19 protein-coding genes are annotated in these 16835 nt (G+C 70.8%); 12 read left to right on the top strand and 7 right to left on the bottom strand.

The window, feature by feature from the left end:
- Positions 1–41: 41 nt before the first annotated feature.
- The 5 genes from ASF71_RS02730 to yidD all read left to right on the top strand — a co-directional run bounded on the left by ASF71_RS02730 (position 42) and on the right by yidD (position 4255).
- Positions 42–551, top strand: coding sequence for a DUF2726 domain-containing protein (locus ASF71_RS02730; RefSeq protein ID WP_235514094.1), 510 nt, complete (start codon positions 42–44; stop codon positions 549–551).
- Positions 552–662: 111 nt separating this feature from the next.
- Positions 663–995 (top strand): ATP-dependent Clp protease adapter ClpS, encoded by a 333-nt coding sequence (gene clpS, locus ASF71_RS02725; protein ID WP_056294414.1) that lies wholly within the window; start codon positions 663–665, stop codon positions 993–995.
- Positions 992–3232, top strand: a complete 2241-nt coding sequence (locus ASF71_RS02720) for an AAA family ATPase (RefSeq protein ID WP_056294412.1) — start codon at positions 992–994, stop codon at positions 3230–3232. Before clpS ends, ASF71_RS02720 begins: the two co-directional genes overlap by 4 nt.
- A gap of 125 nt (positions 3233–3357) precedes the next feature.
- Positions 3358–3807 carry a hypothetical protein gene (locus tag ASF71_RS02715; RefSeq protein ID WP_056294409.1) on the top strand — a complete coding sequence of 150 codons (450 nt, stop codon included), beginning with the start codon at positions 3358–3360 and terminating at the stop codon, positions 3805–3807.
- A 130-nt stretch (positions 3808–3937) separates the two neighbouring features.
- Complete coding sequence (gene yidD / locus ASF71_RS02710; RefSeq protein ID WP_056294407.1) at positions 3938–4255, top strand: membrane protein insertion efficiency factor YidD; 318 nt, start codon at positions 3938–3940, stop codon at positions 4253–4255.
- Positions 4256–4276: 21 nt separating this feature from the next.
- Here yidD and ASF71_RS02705 read toward each other — a convergent pair whose 3' ends face one another.
- The gene (locus tag ASF71_RS02705; protein ID WP_056295168.1) at positions 4277–5383 is read right to left on the bottom strand and encodes a Gfo/Idh/MocA family protein; all 1107 of its coding nucleotides are present in this window, start codon (positions 5381–5383) and stop codon (positions 4277–4279) included.
- Positions 5384–5508: 125 nt separating this feature from the next.
- Here ASF71_RS02705 and ASF71_RS02700 point away from each other — a divergent pair, with 125 nt between their 5' ends.
- The 4 genes from ASF71_RS02700 to ASF71_RS02685 are packed head-to-tail and all read left to right on the top strand — an operon-like array spanning position 5509 to position 7797.
- On the top strand, positions 5509–6090 hold the full coding sequence (locus tag ASF71_RS02700) for a GNAT family N-acetyltransferase (RefSeq protein ID WP_056294404.1): 582 nt from the start codon (positions 5509–5511) through the stop codon (positions 6088–6090).
- A 51-nt stretch (positions 6091–6141) separates the two neighbouring features.
- Complete coding sequence (locus tag ASF71_RS02695) at positions 6142–6693, top strand: GNAT family N-acetyltransferase (RefSeq protein WP_056294401.1); 552 nt, start codon at positions 6142–6144, stop codon at positions 6691–6693.
- Positions 6690–7190 (top strand): hypothetical protein, encoded by a 501-nt coding sequence (locus tag ASF71_RS02690; RefSeq protein WP_156372556.1) that lies wholly within the window; start codon positions 6690–6692, stop codon positions 7188–7190. Before ASF71_RS02695 ends, ASF71_RS02690 begins: the two co-directional genes overlap by 4 nt.
- On the top strand, positions 7183–7797 hold the full coding sequence (locus ASF71_RS02685; RefSeq protein WP_056294396.1) for a hypothetical protein: 615 nt from the start codon (positions 7183–7185) through the stop codon (positions 7795–7797). Before ASF71_RS02690 ends, ASF71_RS02685 begins: the two co-directional genes overlap by 8 nt.
- Before the next feature lie 27 nt (positions 7798–7824).
- Here the strand turns inward: ASF71_RS02685 and ASF71_RS02680 are convergent, their stop codons facing one another.
- Positions 7825–8754, bottom strand: coding sequence for an SDR family oxidoreductase (locus ASF71_RS02680; protein ID WP_056294393.1), 930 nt, complete (start codon positions 8752–8754; stop codon positions 7825–7827).
- A gap of 148 nt (positions 8755–8902) precedes the next feature.
- Complete coding sequence (locus tag ASF71_RS02675; RefSeq protein WP_056294390.1) at positions 8903–10000, bottom strand: aminopeptidase; 1098 nt, start codon at positions 9998–10000, stop codon at positions 8903–8905.
- 98 nt (positions 10001–10098) lie between these two features.
- Between ASF71_RS02675 and purU the strand changes: the two genes are divergently transcribed.
- Both purU and ASF71_RS02665 read left to right on the top strand, forming a co-directional pair.
- The gene (gene purU, locus ASF71_RS02670) at positions 10099–10998 is read left to right on the top strand and encodes a formyltetrahydrofolate deformylase (RefSeq protein WP_056294388.1); all 900 of its coding nucleotides are present in this window, start codon (positions 10099–10101) and stop codon (positions 10996–10998) included.
- Positions 10999–11121: 123 nt separating this feature from the next.
- Positions 11122–12276 (top strand): erythromycin esterase family protein, encoded by a 1155-nt coding sequence (locus tag ASF71_RS02665; protein ID WP_056294382.1) that lies wholly within the window; start codon positions 11122–11124, stop codon positions 12274–12276.
- Positions 12277–12353: 77 nt separating this feature from the next.
- Here ASF71_RS02665 and ASF71_RS02660 read toward each other — a convergent pair whose 3' ends face one another.
- The 4 genes from ASF71_RS02660 to ASF71_RS02645 all read right to left on the bottom strand — a co-directional run bounded on the left by ASF71_RS02660 (position 12354) and on the right by ASF71_RS02645 (position 16287).
- Positions 12354–12737: a diacylglycerol kinase family protein gene (locus ASF71_RS02660; RefSeq protein ID WP_056294380.1), complete on the bottom strand. Its 384-nt coding sequence runs from the start codon at positions 12735–12737 to the stop codon at positions 12354–12356.
- A gap of 1 nt (position 12738) precedes the next feature.
- Positions 12739–13206 (bottom strand): rRNA maturation RNase YbeY, encoded by a 468-nt coding sequence (gene ybeY, locus ASF71_RS02655; RefSeq protein ID WP_056294377.1) that lies wholly within the window; start codon positions 13204–13206, stop codon positions 12739–12741.
- Between the two features lie 84 nt (positions 13207–13290).
- Positions 13291–14379 (bottom strand): PhoH family protein, encoded by a 1089-nt coding sequence (locus ASF71_RS02650; protein WP_056294374.1) that lies wholly within the window; start codon positions 14377–14379, stop codon positions 13291–13293.
- Between the two features lie 234 nt (positions 14380–14613).
- Positions 14614–16287, bottom strand: coding sequence for a glycerol-3-phosphate acyltransferase (locus tag ASF71_RS02645; RefSeq protein WP_056294371.1), 1674 nt, complete (start codon positions 16285–16287; stop codon positions 14614–14616).
- 64 nt (positions 16288–16351) lie between these two features.
- On the opposite strand from ASF71_RS02645, the gene ASF71_RS02640 reads away from it, so the two are divergent.
- Entirely contained in the window at positions 16352–16816 is a 465-nt protein-coding gene (locus ASF71_RS02640; RefSeq protein ID WP_056294367.1) for an NUDIX domain-containing protein, read from the top strand.
- Positions 16817–16835: the final 19 nt, after the last annotated feature.

The raw sequence follows: 16835 nt of genomic DNA, 5'->3' as shown, positions 1-16835 counted from the left end.
GCTGTGCCCGCAGTGTCAGGCGCGGCGCGCTACCGTGGGGCGTGCCTCTGGGATGTCTCGCCTCGCTGTTCGGAATCCGGGAAAAAGCTGCCTCCGCCCTGCCGGGCAAGGGAGCGCAGCGCTCGGGCGCGCCCCTGCCCGAGTCGCTGCCCCTCAAGGTCCGGCGCTACTTCTTCACGCGCGACGAGGCCGCCTTCTTCGAGGCGCTGGAGGCCGCGACCGCCGACCTGCCCTACCGCGTGCTCACCAAGGTGCGGCTGGGCGACCTGTTCGACATCACCGACAAGGTCAATTCGGGGGCCACACGCGGACGCCTCCGGGACAAGCACGTGGACTTTTTGCTGGTCCACACGCGCGACCACTACCGCCCGGTGCTCGCTATCGAGCTCGACGGGGTGTCGCACACCGCCGACCAGCAGCAGTACCGCGACGCCGTCAAGGACATGGCCTTCCGCTGCGGCGGACTGCGGCTGCTGCGGGTGCCCTCGCGCACCTACACGGCTTCCCAGGTCCGCGAGATGCTGCACAAAGAGGGGCTGGACGGGGGCTGAGCGGCGGCCCGCCGGGAGCCGGGCAGGGTCGCCGCCGGACCTGCCGGTCTGGCCCCGCCGGTCCGCCTGACCCCACCTTTCCCGCAGCACGTGCCCGCTAGACTCGGGCACATGACCCGCCCCGGCACCCCCCACACAGGCGGCGACCAGCGCACCCAGACGCTGGAGCGCACGCAGACCGACCAGCCCCGGCTGTGGCGCGTGCTGCTCCTGAACGACGACTACACCCCGATGGAGTTCGTGGTCGCTGTTCTCGCGCGCCACTTCCGCAAGTCCGAACAGGACGCCCTCCTCATCATGCTGGCTGTCCACCACAAGGGCCAGGGCGTGGCCGGCGTCTATACCCGCGACGTGGCCGAGACCAAGGTCGCGCAGGTCAGCGCGCAGGCGCGGCGGGAGGGCTACCCCCTGCGTGTGGTCGCCGAGCCGGAGGAGCGCGAATGATTGGCGACCACCTGCAGGTCACCATCGGGCGCGCGGCCGACTACGCCCGCGTCGCTGGGCACGAGTACGTGACCCTCGAGCATCTCCTGTTGGCCCTGACCCACGACCCCGAGGGCTTGGACACGCTGCTGGCCCTGGGCGCCGATGTCGAAGCCCTGCGCGAGACCCTGAAGGACAGCCTGCAGGACGCCTCGGCGCGCGGCGAGGACCTGCCCGGAGACACCGACCCCGACTTCACCCTGGGCGTGCACCGGGTGGTCGAGGGCGCCGTGCTACAACTGCACGCCAGCGGCAAGGGCGGGGAGGAGGCCGACGGCGCGCGCGTGCTGGCCGAACTGCTTGAGGAGGAGGATTCGCCGGCCCGCGCGGCCCTAGAGGCCCAGGGCGTGACCCGGCTGGACGTCTTGAGCTACCTCTCGCACGGGGTCGCCAAGGTCGAGGGCCGGGGCCGCGAACGCCGCGTGCCGGGCGTGGACGGCGCCGCTGCCGAGGCCGAGGCCCCGGCCGAGACCGACCCGCTGGAGGCCTACGCCACCGACCTGACGGCCCAGGCGCGGGCGGGCGAGTTCGACCCGGTCATCGGCCGGGACGCCGAACTCGAGCGCACGGTGCATATCCTGGCGCGCCGGAGCAAGAACAATCCCGTGCTGGTGGGCGAGCCCGGTGTCGGCAAGACCGCGCTGGCCGAGGGTCTGGCGCAGCGGGTGGCGGGCGGCCAGGCCCCCGGCTTCCTGAAGGGGGCTTCGGTGTATGCCCTGAATCTGGGGGCGCTGCTCGCGGGCACGCGCTACCGGGGCGACTTCGAGGCGCGGCTCGGGGCGGTGATCGCGGCGCTGGACGGCCAGAACGCCGTGCTGTTCATCGACGAACTGCACACCATCGTCGGGGCGGGGGCGACCGAGGGCGGCAGCGTGGACGCCGCCAACCTCCTCAAGCCGGCGCTCGCGCGGGGGCGACTGCGGGTGCTGGGCGCGACCACACCTGCCGAGCTGCGGCACCTCGAAAAGGACCGGGCGCTGTGGCGCCGCTTCCAGACCGTCGAGGTGCCCGAGCCCTCCGAAGAGGACGCGCTCGCCATCCTGCGCGGCCTCGCGCCCCACTACGCCGCGCACCACGGCGTGACCTACGCCGACGATGCCCTGGACGCCGCCGTGCGGCTCTCGGCGCGCCACCTGCGCGACCGGTTCCTACCGGACAAGGCCATCGACGTGATCGACGAGGCGGGGGCGGCTCGCCGCAGCGCCGGCCGGGGCGGCGAGCTCGCGGTGAGCGACATCGAGGCGACGGTGGCGCGTATGGCGCGGGTGCCGCTGGGCGCCGTGAAGGCCGAGGAGGTCCGCAGTCTCGCCACCCTGGAGGCCGACCTGGGCGCGCGCGTCTTCGGTCAGGAGAAGGCCGTGCAGGCGGTCGCTTCGGCGGTCAAGCTGGCGCGCGCGGGCCTGCGCGACCCCCAGAAGCCGCAGGGCATGTTCCTGTTCGCCGGGCCGACCGGGGTCGGCAAGACCGAACTGGCCCGCGCGCTGGCCGATCGCCTGGGTATTCACCTTGCGCGCTTCGACATGTCCGAATACCAGGAGCCGCATACGGTCGCGCGTCTGATTGGGGCGCCTCCCGGCTACGTGGGGTTTGACCAGGGGGGTCTGCTCACCGATGCGGTCGCCAAGCATCCTCACGCCGTGCTGCTCCTCGACGAGATCGAGAAGGCACATCCGGACGTGTACAACGTCTTCCTTCAACTCATGGACCACGGCACCCTGACCGACCATGCGGGCAAGAAGGTGGACGGCCGCGGCCTGCTGCTGATCTTCACGACGAATGCGGGCGCGGCTGACGCCAGCCGTCCGGCGCTGGGCTTTTCGCGGGTAGGCCGGGCCGGCGAGGAGAGCGAGGCGGTCAAGCGCACCTTCACGCCCGAGTTCCGCAACCGTCTGGACGCCGTGATCCACTTTGCGCCTCTCTCGCCGTCCGTTCTGGCCGGCGTGGTGGACAAGTTCCTGCGCGCCCTGGAGACCCAGCTCGCCGAGCGCCGCGTCACCCTGACGGTCACGCCCGCTGCCCGCGCCCGCCTGGCCCAACTCGGGTACGACCCGGCGCTGGGCGCCCGCCCGTTGGCCCGCGTGATTGAGGAACGGCTGGGGCGCCCGCTGGCCGACGAACTGCTGTTCGGCCGCCTGACCGGTGGCGGAACCGTCACGGTGGATGTGGACAGCGAGGAGAACTTCAGCTTCCGGCCGTGAGGGTTCATAGCCCTGATGACTTTCTTGAGACGGCCTTGAATTCCATATGTTTGTTAACTCCCGCGTGAAGGGGCGTTGCTCTCATGCTCATGCTTGCCGAGGGGGCGAGTCGCCATCATGACCTCATGAAGAGCATCCTGACGATTCTGCTGACCGCCGGTCTCCTGGCTTCCTGCGCCCCCAAGACCGACACGACGACCACGACGACGACCACCGACACTACGGCCACCACCGACACTACGGCCACCACACCCGACGCCACCACGACCGAAGGCACCCCCGCCGACAGCACCCTGGCCAACGGCGACTCGGCGAACGCCAGCGAGGAAGCCGACATGGCGGCCGGCGACGGCCTGGAAGGCTCGGTCATGAGCTTCGACGGCACGGCCCGCACCTTCATGCTCAACGAAGACGACAAGAACTACACCGTGAACGTGGACGCCACCACCGCCTACGAAGGCACCGCCACCACCGCCGACGACTTCTTCGGCACCGACCGCAACAACGCTTCCGTGGCGGTCGAAGGCGCGATTTCGGGCGACACCATCACCGCCACCAAGATCACCACGAACTGATCTCCCGCAATTCATAAGACGGCCCGGTTTAGATAACCGGGCCATCTTGTGGTGGATTTTATGGCCAGAGGGTCAAGCTGCCTTGGGTTCTTCGGGAGGTGACCAGACCAAGCCCGTGCCACGCTGGCCCATGCCCCTTCCGGAACGACTCGCCCTGACCGCCATCCGTTTCTATCAGCGCCGGCTCTCGCCGCACAAAGGCTTTCGCTGCGCGCACGCGGCCCTGCACGGCGGTGAGAGCTGCTCGGGAGCCGTGGCCCGCATCGTGCGCGAGGAGGGGCTGCTGGCCGGCCGGGAGCGCATCGCCGGCCGTTTCGGTGACTGCCGCGCGGCCCATGCCGCCCTGAAAACAGGCGCCCCACTCTCGGCGCTGGCCTTCGGGGCCAATGTCGAGACGAGGGGCGTGTGCTGTGTAGGCCCGTGCCCTATTCCCTTCCGCTGCGGCTGAGGGAATACGGGGCCGTGCCGCCTAGTCCTGGCCGGGCACCTCGGGCGGAGTGCCCCGGAAGGCGTCCTGGCCCTCCACGAACTTCAGGCGCACGACTTGCCCGCTGCGGGCGCTCTCGTAGACCGCGTCCATAATCACGTGGTCCTGCACGCCCTCCTCGCCAGGGGTCCAGGGGCGCTGGCCGTCGCGGACCCGCTGCGCGAAGTGGTCGAACTCCTGAGAGAACTGGTCGTAGCTGCCGAAGCTCGGCTCGAACTTGCCGGCCTCGTCCTCAATGGTCAGTTTCAGGCCATCGTAGGGAAAGGCCGGGTCCATCAGCAGCGCGCCTTCTTCTCCCAGCACCCGCAGGGTCGAGGTCTTCAGGGCGCCGTAGCTCGTCAGGCAGTTGGCGACCACACCGTCCGCAAATCCCAGCATGAAGCTCACCGACTCCTCGACCTCCGTGAAGCGCAGGTCGCCCTGGGGCTGGTGCTGCGCGGCAAAGACCCACTCGGGTTCCTGGCCGGTCACGAAGCGGATGGTGTTCAGGCTGTAGATGCCCACGTCCGGCAGTGGCCCGCCGCCTGCGAGACCGAGCTTGAGGCGCCAGGCCTCGGGGTCGTCCTGCACCTGCACGTGGATGGAGTCGAGCAGCTTGATCTTGCCCAGCCGGCCCTCCTGCACGGCCTGGCGGGCCGCCCAGTGTTCCGGGGTGTACTGGCAGCGGTAGGCGGTCATGAGCTGCACCCCGGCCCCCGCGCAGGCGTCCACGATGGCCTGGGCGTCGGCGGCGTTCACGCCCAGCGGCTTCTCGCATAGGACGTGTTTGCCCGCCTTCGCGGCCCGCTCCACGTATTCGCGGTGCATCGAGTTGGGCAGCACGACGTACACGGCCTCCACGTCGCTGCGCTCACCGAGGCGGTCGTACTCCTCATAGGTGTACACGTCGTCCGGGGTCAGGCCCAGACTCAGGGCGAAGGCCTCGCCCTTGCCGCGTTCGCCGGTGACCAGGGCCGCCACGTAGGCGTGCTCGCTCGTGCGCGCGGCCGGGATGAGTTCCTCGGCGCTGAGTTCGCCGATGCCGACGATGGCGAATCCCACCCGTCTGCTCTGGGTCTCGGGACGCTCGATATCCGGTTTCAGGGGCATGGCGTCACCGTAGCGGGCGCGCGCGCGGCCCGGATGCCCGGCGCTTGAGCTGTTCTTCACCGGCAGGCCCCTGAAGGCAGGGGAGGGGCCGGGGGTCCAGAGGCCGGGCGTGGCATAGTCCGGGCATGTCGCTTCAGGCCCCAAACGCCCTCCGGGTTCGCCCCGCCGTCCCTGGAGACGCCGCCTTCGCCGCGCCGCTCATCCAGGCGACCATCGGGGCCATCGGTCACGCGTTGACGGGGGAGCCGGATGACGCGGGAGCGGCGAAGGTCATCGCGGAGTTCTTCAGGCGGCCCGGCCACCGCCTGAGCGCCGAATTCACGCTGCTGCTGGAAGAAGGTGGCGTGCCCCTGGGCCTCGCGGTGCTGTATCCCGGTGACGGAGCGGCGGCGCTGGACGTCCCCTTCCGGGACCGCCTACGCGCCCTGGGCCGCCCTGACCAGATTGCCGCCGAGGCCCGGCCGGGTGAGCTGTACCTCGACACGCTGGCGGTCGCCCAGACGGCGCGGGGGCGGGGGCTGGGGGCCACGCTCGTCGCGGCCTGCGCGGCGCGCTCGGAGGCCGCCGGGCTGCCCCTGGCGCTGCTCGTCGAGGAAGGCAACCCGGCTGAGCGGCTCTACCGTCGCCTGGGGTTCGCGGGGCAGGAGACAGTCACGGTCGCCGGGCACCGCTACCTGCGGCTGCGCCGGGCGCCGGCCAGCCGGTGACGGGTCGCCGTAGCCCATTCCCGTCGCCGCGCTTCTGCCATACTCCGCGCCGTGAGTGACCTCCCCGCCCTGGCCGTGACGCTGCGCGACCGCCGACCGGAAGACGTGCCGGCCCTGGCGCGCTGGCTCACCGATCCTGCCGCCGAGTGGCGAGTCTGGGACGCGCCCTACACCCCGCCGGCCCAGACGACCGAGACCATGCGCGCCTACGTCAAGTACCTGCGCCAGACCACCCCCGACCCCGACGAGCGGCTGGTCGTGGTGGGGGAACAGGTGGTCGGCATGGTCAACCGCTCGGAGGAGGAACCGGTCGGCGGCGGCTGGTGGGACCTGGGCATCCTGCTGCTCGACCCGGCCTACTGGGGCGGTGGGGTGGGCACGCGCGCCCTGAGCCTGTGGGTGCAGGATACCCTGGACTGGACAGATGCCCAGACTCTGACCGTCACGACCTGGGGCGGCAACGAACGCATGATCCGCCTCGCGCGCCGGCTGGGGTTCCGGGAGTGCGGGCGCGTGCGCGAGGCGCGGGTGGTGGGTGGAGTGCGGCACGACAGCGTACGGCTCGACCTGCTGCGCCGCGAGTGGCCCGGCGGCCCGGCGTGAGCCTCGCCGCCGCGTTCCCCGGCCGGACGGGCCGGCTCGACCCGCACGCCGTCACGGGGACGTGGTACGTGACCCGCACCAGCCTGCCGCTGTGGCGCCGGCTGGACAATCCCAGCGTCACCTACGCGCTCCTGCCGGACGGCCGCGTCGTGGACACGGTCCGCGCCACCGCCGCCGGCCGCCCGCGCCTGATCGTGGGTCTGGACCGGCCGCTGGGACACGGCGCCGAGGGTGCCGGGCGCTTCGAGTGGCGCGGCCTTACCTTCCCCACCTGCCTGACCCCCAGTCGCTGGGAGCTGCTGGCCCACGACCCGCAGGCGCAGGTCTGGGCCGTGACGGTGTTCGCGCCCACGCTCTTCACGCCCGCCGGGCTGGACGTGTATACCCGCACGCCCCGGCTTCTCCCGGACCTCGAAGCGCCGCTGCTCCGGCTGGTGGACACCCTCCCGCAGGCGCGGCCCTTTCTGGCCCGGCTGTTCGCGCCGCGCCATGACTGAGGACCGGCCGCGGCGCGGTGTGCCGCTCAACCCGCCCGGTTTTCTGGCGACCCAGGACCTCAAGGAACGCGGCTGGACCCCCACGCTCATCCTCAAGTTTCTGGGCGAGCACGACGCCACCCGCCCCAACGGCCTGAAGATGGGCCGGCGCAAGCTGCCGCCCGTCAAGCTCTACCGCGAGGAGCGCGTGAACGAGGTCGAGCGCGAGGACGCCTTTCTGGCGGCCCAGGCCCGCGCCGCCGACGCCCGCGAGCGTGCCGAACACCGGCGCGCCGAGAAGGCGGCCCGCCGCGCCGCCCAGTTGCGCGCCGCCGCCGAGAGCTACGTTCCAGTCATCTACCCCGAGCCGCTGAGAAAGGGCTCGGTGCGCAAGGCCCGCGATCCCTACCTGCCCACGCTGGCCGCCGTACAGGCCGAACTGACTGGAGAACTGGGCCAGGTGACTGAGGCAGAGGCCGCCACCCTCGCCGAGCTGCTGCGCGGGCGGCTGGACGCGGCCCTGTCGCTCGTCTACCCGTGGTATCTCTCGCCGGATGCCAAAAAAACCCCCACCCCCCGGTCGGCTGAGGCAAAATCCAGCGACTGGCGCGAGTGGGAGTGGGATTGAGGAAGCCCGGAGGCTCCCTCTGGCCGGTCACATCAGCTTGCCGCCGGTGATCGGGAACAGACCGCCCGTGATGTAGCTCGACTCCTGCGAGGCGAGCAGGACGTATAGGGAGGCCACTTCCGCCGGCTGGCCGGGGCGCCCGAGGGGCACCTGCTCGCCGAACTTCTTGAGGTTCTCCTGGCTCTGGCCGCCGCTGGGCTGCAGGGCCGTCCAGAAGGGGCCAGGCGCGACCGCGTTGGCGCGGATGCCCTTCTCGGCCAGCTGGCCCGAAAGCGCCTCGGTGTAGGCGGCGATGGCGGCCTTGGTGGTCGCGTAGTCCAGCAGCGTTTCCGAGGGCTGCGTGGCGTTGATGGACGTGGTCGTGATGATCGTCGAGCCGGGCTTGAGGTGCGGGATCGCCGCCTTGGTCAGCCAGAACAGGGCGTACACGTTCGTCTTGAAGGTCTCGTCGAACTGCTGGGTCGTGATGTCGGCGATGCTTTCCTGGAACACCTGCTTGGCGGCGTTGCTCACCAGGATGTCGAGCCCGCCGAAGGCCTCGACCGTCTTCTCGATGATGCCGGTGCAGAACGCCTCGTCCTTGAGGTCGCCCGGCAGCGCGAGTGCCTTGACTCCCGCCGCCTCGATGAGCTTGATGACCTCCTGCGCGTCCTCCTCCTCGCTGGGGAGGTAGCCGATAGCCACGTCGGCGCCCTCGCGGGCGTAGGCGATGGCGACCGCGCGTCCGATGCCCGAGTCGCCCCCGGTGATGAGCGCCTTGCGGCCCTTCAGGCGGCCGAAGCCCTGGTAGCTCGTCTCGCCGTGGTCGGGTTCGGGCACCATGCGGGCGTCGAGGCCCGGCGCGGGCTGCGGCTGCTCGGGAAAGGGCGGCCGGGGGTACTGCGTGAGCGGATCGCGCATCTCGTACTGGTTCTTGACCGGTGTGTTCCCGGCGGACTGGTTCTTCTCGTCACTCATGTCGCCGAGCCTAGGGCAGCCGCCTGGAGGGGAGATGGCCCCCCGGCCAAGGCGGCCTTCATGGGTCGTGCGGCCAGTCTTTAGGGAAACCGTGGGCTGGACCGGCGCGGCGTGAAGACCGGCTGGAGAGCCGGGCCCCAGACCAGGGTCACACGAACTGGCCGTTCTCCTGCCACAGCTCGCCGTCGAGCAGAATCCGGCCGCCGCCGCGCAGGTCGGCGATGAGGTCCCAGTGGACGGCCGACTGGTTCGTACCGCCCGTCTCGGGGTAGCTGCGCCCGACGGCGAGGTGTACCGTGCCGCCGATCTTCTCGTCGAACAGGATGTTGCCGGTGGGCCGCTGGATGCCGGAGTTGGTGCCGATGCCCAGCTCGCCCAGAAAGCGCGCGCCGGGGTCGGTCGCCAGGGCGGCGTGCAGGGTGGCCTCGCCCTCGTCGGCGCGGGCCGACACGACCTGCCCGGCCCGGAATTCCAGCCGCGCCCCGCGCACGAGCACGCCGCCGTACTCCGCCGGAATGTCGAAGGTGACGTAGCCCTCGGCGCTGTCCTCGCGCGGCCCGGTGAAGACCTCGCCGCTGGGCATGTTGCGCTTGCCGTCGCTGTTGGCCCAGGTCCGGCCCCCCACGCGCAGGGTCAGGTCGGTGCCCGCCGCCTCGATCTTCACCGTATCGGCGCGGGTCAGGCGCTCGATCAGTCGGGCCTGCGTGGCGCGCACCTCGCCCCAGGCGGCCACCGGATCGGGGCGGTCTAGGAACATCGCGCGCATCACGAAGTCCCCGAACTCGGCCTCGTTCATGCCGGCCTGCTCGGCGGCGTGCGGGGTGGGATACAGGGTCAGGCTCCACTTCTTGCCTGCGCGGGCGGCGGCCAGGGCGGCGCGCGAGGCGCCCAGCCGGGCACGCCGCGCGGCGTCGCCGGGGCCGTCCGTGCCGGAGCCCGGAGCCTCGGGGGTCAGAATCCGCAGGGTGCCATCCATCGCGCGCATGTCTTCGACGTCGGCCATGTGTGTGGTGTCCAGCACCTCGTCGCTGGCCAGGGCGGCCAGATCGTCGTCCTGGCTGGGGTAGCCCAGGCGCACCACAGGGCGGGCGCCCGCGCGCAGCATGGCGCGGTGCGTCTCGGCCACGAGGGGCAGCGCGGCGCTGCTCGCCCCGATCAACAGTCTCTCGCCGGGCGCGGCGTACAGGCAGTAATGCGTCAGCAGCTCGGCGTGTTTCGCCGGATCGTAGGCCAGGAGCTTGGACATGGGGGGCAGGCTAGAGCATCCGCCTCTCTACCTGTCCAGGCAGGCCAGACCCCTACGCGGGCGCGGGCCGCAGGTGCCGGGCGGTATCCTCGCCGGAGATGACGGCCCCGGCTTCCCCCTCTCCCTCCGCGCCCCTTGACCCCCAGGGCACCGCCACGCTCACCATCTCCTGCCCCGACCGCAAGGGCATTGTGGCGGCCGTCTCCCAGTTCCTGCACAACCACGGCGCCAATATCCTGCACAGTGACCAGCACAGCACCGATCCCTCGGGCGGCAGCTTCTTCATGCGCATGGAGTTTCACCTCGGCGGTCTCGACCTCGCCCGCGAACCCTTCGAGCGCGCCTTCGCGGCGGTCGTGGCCGGTCCCTTCGGCATGGACTGGCGCCTGAGCTACGCCAGCGAGCCCAAGCGCATGGCGATTCTGGTCAGCCGCTACGACCACTGCTTTCTGGACCTGCTGTGGCGCAAGCGCCGGGGCGAGCTGAACGTCGAGATTCCCCTGATCCTGAGCAACCACGAGGACCTGCGCCGCGACGCCGAGATGTTCGGCATTCCCTTTCACGTCATCGAGGTAAACAAGGCCAACAAGGCCGAGGCCGAGGCCGAGCAGGTGCGGCTGCTGCGCGAGGCGGGCGCCGAGTTCGCCGTGCTGGCCCGCTACATGCAGATCCTCTCGGGCGACTTCCTGCGCGACTTCGGGCGGCCGGTCATCAACATCCACCACTCGTTCCTGCCTGCCTTCGTGGGGGCCAACCCGTACCGCGCGGCCTTCAACCGGGGCGTGAAACTCATCGGCGCGACGAGCCACTACGTCACCGAGGAACTCGACGCCGGGCCGATCATCGCGCAGGACGTGACGGCCGTGACCCATCGCGAGACGCCCGAGACGTTGGTCCGCCTGGGCCGCGACGTCGAGCGGCAGGTGCTCGCCCGCGCGGTCAAGGCGCACGTCGAGGACCGCGTCCTGGTCTACGGCAACAAGACGGTCGTGTTCTGAGGGCGGCCGCGGGATGAAGGGCGGATAAAGGCTTTCTCGTAAGGCGACTCACATCCCGCACAGGAAAGATGAGGGGGCCGGAGCAGCCGTGCCTGCGGCGGCTCTGCGGCAAAGGAAGCTGGCATGTCGACTCTGCATCTGTCCGAACCCGGCTGGGACATGACCCGGCCGGGAGCTGCCCTCGCCTCCCTGTTCACCACTCTGCCTGTCCGTCCCCGACTGCTGGCCCTGGGCGAGCCGACCCACGGGGACGAGGGCTTTTTGCTCTGGCGCAACCGCTTCCTGCGTGCGCTCGTCGAGGAGCATGGCTTCCGGTCCATCGCCATCGAGAGTGACGCTGTGGCCGGACTGCGGGTGAACGCTCACGTCACGGCAGGCGAAGCCACGCTCGACGAGGTGATAGGGTCGGGCTTCAGCCACGGCTTCGGGGCCTACACCGCCAACCACGCCCTGGTGGCGTGGCTGCGCGAGGTCAACGCGGGCCGGGACCGCGCCGATCAGGTGTGCTTCTACGGCTTCGACCCGCCGCTGGAGAACATGTGGGCGGCCAGCCCGCGTACCAGCCTGCTCGCGCTGCACGCCTTCCTGACCGAGCACGGACAGGCGGTGGCGGTAGACGCGGCGACCCTCAAGCGCCTGTGCGGCGACGACGCCCACTGGACCGACGAGGCGGCGGCGCTGAACCCGGCCGCGTCGCTGGGCCGCACCCCACAGGCGCGCGAGTTGCGGGTGCTGGCCGACGACCTCGCCACACTGCTGTGCCGGCAGGCCCCCGAACTGGCCGCGCGGCCCGGCTTCTGGGAGGCGGGCCTGCACGCCCGCACGGCGACCGGACTGCTGCGCTACCACGCGGTTATGGCCGATCTGGCCCCGACCCCCACCCGCGTGGAGAGGATGCTGGCCCTGCGCGACCTCCTCATGGCCGACCACCTGACGGCTGTGGCCGACCGCGAGCGCCCGCGCGGCCCCACCCTCGTCTTCGCGCACAACTCGCACCTCCAGCGCCCCCGTAGCGAGATGCGGATGAGGGGCGAGACGCTGGGCTGGTGGAGCGCCGGGGCACATCTGGACCTTCGTTTGGGCGGGGACTACGCCTTCGTCGCCAGTCATCGGCAGGTGGGGGCCGGGCAGGGTATACCTACGGCCCGGCTGTTCGCCGCGTCCGACCTGGGTGGGCTGGCGCTTCCCACGCCGGACGGTACGCCGCAGGGCTTTCCGCTGAAGGCGGAACAACTTCCTTTTCTGGACGGCCTGTTGCTGCTGGGCGCGCCGGTCTGAGTGGGCAGTACGCCGGGCAGCGGGCCCGGCGACCTTTTCTGCTATCTAGAGCACCGACCGGCTGCCGGCCTCTCCGACTAGAAGCCCAGAACCCGCAGCAGCGGCGGCAGAAGCACCGCCAGGGCGACGAGCAGCGCCCCCCCACTGGCGACGAGCACCGCTCCGGCGGCGGCGTCCTTCGCCACCTTCGCCAGCGGGTGCAGTTCGGGACTGGCGAGGTCCACCACGGCCTCCAGCGCCGTGTTGACCAGTTCCAGGCCCAGCACCAGGGCGCAGGCCAGCGCGACCGGGGCCAAGGGCGCGCGCAGGGCCAGGGCCACGGCGCAGGCCAGCGTCCCCGCCCACACCTCGACCCGGAAGTTGGGCTGCGTGCGGTAGGCGTGGGCAATGCCGGCGCGGGCAAAACCTGCCGAGCGCCACCACCGCCGCAGGCTCAGCGCCGAGCCGCCCTCCAGCCGCATGTCAGGCCCCGGCGGGCAGGGCGGCTCGGGCGGCGGCCCAGGCGGCGTGGAAGATCTCCCACTCCTCGCCGGTCGCACCTTCCTCGAAGCCCAGGCCCTCGGCGTGCGGGTGGTCGTGCCCGACCAGATGCGCGAGGCCGTGGCTGGCGAGCAGCGCGACCTCGCGTGTCAGGCTGTGGCCGCGCGCCTGCGCCTGCCGCGCCGCCGTGTCCAGGCTGACGATGATGTCGCCCAGGTGCGGCGGCACGAACGGGTCACCCGGCTCCCAGGTCGGGAAGCTCAGCACGTCGGTCGCAGCGTCCTCGCCCCAGTGCTCCTTTTTCAGCGCGCGGATGGTCCGGTCGCCTACCAGCACGACCGTCACCTCGCGCTCCTGTACTCCGAAATGCACCATCGCCGCCTCCAGGCTGGCGCGCAGGGCGGGGCGCAGGCCGGGGGGCGGCGTCTTGCGGGCGATAAGGTCGATCACGAGGGAGAGGATAAGGGCTGGGGGCCGGGGGGAGGAGAGGTCTCCCCACGCCCGGCCCCCAGGCCAGCTCCAGTCGAACTGGCTTCAGTCGCCGGTAACAGCAACCCGGTCGGTGGTGACCGGAGCACTGGGCACCCGGTCGCCCTCGACCTCGGGAATCCGGGCGAACTCGCCCCGGCGGGCGGCGCGCTTGTCCTCCTCGGCGTCCTCGGCCACCTCGTAGGCCCGGATGATGCGGCCCACCAGGGGGTGACGCACCACGTCCACGTCGGTGAACTCGTGCCAGCCGATGCCCTCGATGCGGCTCAGGACCCGCTTGGCGACCGCGAGGCCCGAAGTCACGTGGCGCGGCAGGTCAATCTGGGTCACGTCGCCGGTCACGACGACCTTGCTCGAAAAGCCCATACGCGTCAGGAACATCTTCATCTGCTCGCCGGTCGTGTTCTGCGCCTCGTCGAGAATGATGAAGGCGTCGTTCAGCGTGCGCCCGCGCATGAAGGCGAGCGGGGCGATCTCGATGACGCCGCTCGTGAGGTACGACTCGAACTTTTCCTGGTCGAGCATGTCCTGCAACGCGTCGTACAGCGGACGCAGGTATGGGTCGATCTTGGCCTGGAGGTCGCCGGGCAAGAAGCCCAGGCGCTCGCCCGCCTCGACCGCCGGCCGCGTCAGGATGATGCGTTTGACCTTCTTGGCCTTGAGGGCCTGCACGGCCATCGCCACGGCCATGTAGGTCTTGCCGGTCCCGGCCGGGCCGATCCCGAAGGCGATGTCGGACTTCTCGATCATCTCCAGGTACAGCTTCTGGCCCGGCGTCTTGGGCTTGAGCCCGCGCGGCAGGCTCAGGCCCGTGACCTGGGTCTCGGCGGCCAGGCTGCGGCCCTCGGTGCTCAGGCGGGCGCTGCGCAGCAGGCTTTCCGGGGTCAGCTCGCCGCCGCCGCGCACGAGGTCGAGGGCGCCCTGCACCATGCGCTCGGCCGCCTGCACGTCCGGCTCGTCTCCGGTGATCGTGACCGTCTCGCCGCGCGCGATGATCTTGGCCTTCGTCAGCTCCCGCATCCGCCGCAGGTTGGCGTCGTTCGCGCCGAGCAGGGCATACGCCTCGCGCTGGTCGTTGAGGGTCAGCGTGGCGGTGGCGGGGCTGGGGGCGGCGTTCGTGGTGAAGTCTGTCAACGGTGCTCCTGTCTGGCCGCGTGGGGGCGCAGTCCTCCCCGGCTCACGGCGCAGGAAGGGAAGAGGACGAGTAGCGTCATTCGGATGCCTCTATTTTCCGCCCGGCGGCGTCAGGGCTGGGTATGCTTATCCACATTTGCGCGGTGTGGACGTTCAGCATGACGTAACCCTCTTCGGATGAACTGCGCCGGCCGGCCTAGGCCAGTGGGCCAGGCGGCCAGTTGCCCTCTTACCTCAGTCGACCACCGTGAATCCCAGGTTCTGCGCTTCGTCCACGAAGAAATTGATGTTCTCGCTCAAGGTCTGCCCGCCCAGGCTCTTGCGGGCGTAGTCGCCGGTCGAGGCGATGATCAGGGTCTCGGCCAGACAGGCGGGCACGGCGCCCTCCCCGAACTGCAGGTCGATGTTGCTCGTCATGCTGCCGGGCGGGCGCACCACGCCGCCGGGAATCACGCGCACGCCGGGGATCCGCGCCACGCTCTCGTCCACGTCGGCGGGCCGGCCCTCGTCGAAGATCCACGCGCCGGGTTTGACGTGCTGCGGAAAGACGACCGGATTGGGGTCGCTCGTGGCCGTGAAGATCAGGTCGGCGTCCTTCAGGGTGTCGTAACTCGTGGTCGTGATGATCTCGGTGGTCTGGTTCGCGCGGCGCAGGGTGTTCGCGCTGCGCTCGAGCTTCTCGGGATCGCGCCCGATCATGATGAGGCGCCCGACCTGCGGCGCGATGGTGCGCGCGATCCCGAAGGCGACCACGCCGTTGGCCCCCACGATGCCCGCCGTGGCGGCCTTCAGGTCGCGTCCGGTCTCGGCGAAGTGCGTCAGGATGCCTGGAATGGCAGCCTTGATGGTGCCCGAGGTGTAGGCGCCGCCGTTGGTGACGGTGATGTCCGGTACCGCGGCCTGTACGTCCACCCCCTTGTTGCCCACCACGCTCCAGAAAGCGCCCAGTCCGAACACCGACGCCCCGAGCTCCTGCGCCAGCCGCGCGCCCTCGATGGCCCGGCGGGTCGCCAGCTCGGGCGCGTCGCGGAAGCGGTCGGGCAGCAGCGGGCTGGAAATCAGGTAGCAGCGGATTTCCTGGCCCTGCGCCGTGCGGATGCCGCGCAGCTCGCCTACCTTCATGGGCCGCACCTCGTCGGCGAACTGGCGTACGGTCTTCTCGCTCAGGACGCCGCGCTCGACGAGGGGGCGCATCCACGCGAAGCGCCGGGTCTGCCAGAAGTCCTTGAGGGTCATGGGATGGATCATGAAGGCGGCCACCACCACGTCGTTGCGTTTGCCGGCCAGCGGCACGTCCTCACCCACGCGCGGCTCGGTGCCGTCGAGCATCCGGCCCAGATTTTCCTTGAAGCGCCATGCGGCGGCCGCGAGCAGGCCCAGCAGCGCCAGTTTGGCCTCCGGTCCCAGCGGCAGGGCCGCGCCTGCCAGCGCCAGTCCGGCCAGCCCGGCCACGGTCGCCGCGCCGACATAGCCCCAGTAGCCGGCCACCGCCGCGTACAGCAGCACCGGCAGCAGCGTCGCCCAGAAGGGCAGGGCGCCCGTGACCGTCAGCCCGGCGAGCAGGCCCAGCAGCACGAGGTTCCCGCGCCCACGCGGCGGCGTGCGGCCGTACAGCGCGCGCGGCGGGTTGAGGTGGCCCAGATAGGCGGCCAGGGCGGCCAGCACAGTCAGTTCGGGGCGGCCCAGGCTCGCGGCCATGAGCAGGGCGACAAAACCCTTAGCCGCGTCGAGCGCCGCGCTGCTCAGGGCCAGCCCTGGGCCTACACGGCGCAACACGTTTTCGACGCCGAGGTTGTGCGCGTTGTTCAGGCGGGTGCTGACCCCGGCCCGCTGCAACAGCCAGTGCCCCAGTGGCAGGCTCCCGACCAGAAACGCGACGAGCAGCAGCAGGGCCGACAGAAACAGCATATGGGGGACTATAGCGGGCCAGGCCTGTGCCGACCCGGCGCGGCGGAACAGTACGCTGGGACGCGTGACCGATATCCGTCTGCCCCTGGGGGGCCTGAAATTCAGCGTACGGGTGGCCGTGCTGTGTGTGCGTGCCGGTCAGCTGCTCGTGAACGCCCAGCACCATCAGCATTTCGCCTTTGTTCCCGGCGGGGCCCTGATGACCGGTGAGGACGTGTACGCCTGCGCCGCGCGCGAGTGGCGGGAGGAGACCGGCACGCCGCCAGGGCCGCTGCGGCTGGTGGGCATTGTCGAGAACTTCTTCGGGCCGCCGGACGCGCGCCAGCACGAGATCGGTTTCTATTTTCATATGGAGGCTCCGCCCGAGCTGCCGGGCGCCTCCTTCACCGTGCTGGACAACGCCGAGGTCTTCACCGAGTGGGTGGCGCTGGACAGGGTCGCCGCGCGGCCGGTCTATCCGCTCGTGGTGGCCGATCTGCTGGACGTGGCACCCGGCGAGATCCGCCACATCGTCAACCGGGAGGGGTGAAGTGGACTGCCTGGGCGAC

Origin of the sequence: Deinococcus sp. Leaf326 (genome assembly GCF_001424185.1) — a bacterium.
Taxonomy (GTDB): domain Bacteria; phylum Deinococcota; class Deinococci; order Deinococcales; family Deinococcaceae; genus Deinococcus.
The sequence above is the reverse complement of the archived record's forward strand: the minus strand, read 5'-3'. Positions and strand labels throughout refer to the sequence as shown.